This window comes from Pseudomonas sp. P5_B2 (assembly GCF_056400445.1).
In genome coordinates, this window is the sequence record NZ_JBFULH010000694.1 from 1 (window position 1) to 1,989 (window position 1,989).

3 protein-coding genes are annotated in these 1,989 nt (G+C 55.1%); 2 read left to right on the forward strand and 1 reads right to left on the reverse strand.

From position 1 onward, the window contains the following. The coding region (locus AC1DRJ_RS25700) for a helix-turn-helix domain-containing protein (protein WP_477804630.1) at positions 1–390 on the reverse strand (390 nt) is incomplete at its 3' end. 45 nt (positions 391–435) lie between these two features. On the opposite strand from AC1DRJ_RS25700, the gene AC1DRJ_RS25705 reads away from it, so the two are divergent. Beyond that, positions 436–1,131 carry a B3/B4 domain-containing protein gene (locus tag AC1DRJ_RS25705; RefSeq protein WP_477804631.1) on the forward strand — a complete coding sequence of 232 codons (696 nt, stop codon included), beginning with the start codon at positions 436–438 and terminating at the stop codon, positions 1,129–1,131. Between the two features lie 22 nt (positions 1,132–1,153). Next, a partial coding sequence (locus tag AC1DRJ_RS25710) for a dihydrodipicolinate synthase family protein (protein ID WP_477804632.1) occupies positions 1,154–1,989 on the forward strand: 836 nt, incomplete at its 3' end.

The window sequence follows — 1,989 nt, forward strand, 5'->3', positions numbered from 1 at the left end:
GGGATACAGCTCCCATCGCCACAGCTCCAGCATGTTTGGGCCGCTGGTTCCTGCGAGCAGGCGGGCGGATCCCCCGGATGGCCCTGTCCATAGCGTAGGAATGTCGTGGTTCTTGATCAGGTGAGYCGATGGAGTGTCGGCTACGTTCACAACGTCAGCCACTGACAGCCCAAGTGCAGCCGCGATTTTACACAAGATGGCTATGCTCGGATTGGCCGTGCATTTCTCTATTTCAACCACCATCCCCTTGCTCACACCGGAACGGCGAGATAGTTCGTCCAACGTGATTTTTTGCTTCTGCCGCTCTTGTTTGAGCCTGCGCGAAACAGCCTCACTGACCGTCTGAACGTCGGCACCCGGATCGGTCGATATATTGACTTTATTGGTCATTGGTAGCTAGCATGATTTTCAATTTATGGACTTGGGGATTCTCTGATGCTGTCCGTACTGCCGTCAATCAGCGAAGACGTAGCCAATCTGGCTCCCGGCTTCAGAGCGTTGAGCATTGTGGTTGAAGCTGCGCCAATAACCAATCCTGACATCGCCTCAAAGGCGCTGGCGCAGGCATGTAAATCAGTCCAATCGGGCGATGTAGGCTGGGCAGAAGCTCACCTCACAGCTTGGGCAGACGTCTTCCGTAAATTCGGCGCTAAGCCGCAACGTACTCCATGCTCCGCCGAGGCCCTGCGCAAGCGCGTATTGCGCGACGGTAGCCTAGCCAGCATTGATCCCATAGTGGATCTCTACAACGCCATCAGTATCGAATATGCAATCCCTGTTGGAGGGGAGAATGCAGAGGCCTATGTGGGCTCTCCGCGTCTTGTAGCTGCTGACGGTACTGAAGTGTTCGACACCATGAAAGAAGGCGTGCCGGCACAGGAATTTGCCGACCCTGGTGAAGTCGTTTGGCGGGATGATCAGGGCATCACTTGTCGTCGGTGGAATTGGCGTCAGGGTGTTCGTACCAGGCTCAATGCTGATGCAAAGCACATGTGGTTCATCTTGGAAAGCCTGCCGGCGATGCCAATAGAGGCCTTAACAGAAGCTGGAGACAAACTGATAGAGGGACTGGAGCTGATGATGCCCGGCGTCCGAATTGAGAGCACTCTGATCGAGGCTACGGCCTCTTAAATCCCGGACGGAGAGATGAATAATGTTCAGCGGACTTAGCGCATTCCCTTTAACCCCTATGAACGAATCAGGGGTAGACGAGCAAGCCTTCGCCCGTCTCGTAGAAAACCTCGTGGCAGCTGGTGTGTCTTCGATAGGCGCCCTAGGGTCGACAGGCAGTTATGCATACCTGTCCCGAACAGAACGTCAGCGTGTTGCTCAAGTAGCAGTCGAGACTGCGGGCGATATCCCCGTCATGGTGAGCATCGGGGCCTTGCGAACGCGTGACGTGCTATTGCTGGCGGAGGATGCGCAGAAGTCAGGCGTTAAAGCATTGTTGCTTCCGCCGGTTTCCTATCAAAAGCTGACGGACGACGACGTTTACTCGCTATATGAGGCCGTCAGCTCCAACATCTCTGTTCCTTTGTGCGTGTACGACAATCCAGGTACGACTCACTTTGAGTTCAACGACGAGCTTCATGGACGAATCGCCCATCTACCAAATGTCCGTTCTATAAAGATCCCCGGTGTCCCTCACGCTCCCGAGGAGGCCAAGGCTCGGGTTGACCGTCTTCGAGCAGTCATTCCAAGCCACGTGACCATTGGCGTGAGTGGGGATGCATTCGCCGCTACAGGCCTGAATGCAGGATGTGAGGTCTGGTATTCCGTCATAGCTGGCCTTTTTCCCATCACTGCAAAAGCTATCACTGACGCTGCCCTTTCTGGGGATGCCGCAGAAGCAACCCGCCTTTCTGAGCGGCTGCAACCTTTATGGTCGTTGTTCGGTGAATTCGGTGGCAGTTACCGAGTCATTGCGACAGCGGCTGAGCTCCGTCACTTCACCACCATGCCGAGCGTCCCCTTACCGCTGAGTACAAT

Excerpts from the sequence above, each read along its gene's own strand:
- AC1DRJ_RS25705 (WP_477804631.1), top strand. The coding sequence starts at position 436 with ATGCTGTCCGTACTGCCGTCAATCAGCGAAGACGTAGCCAATCTGGCT.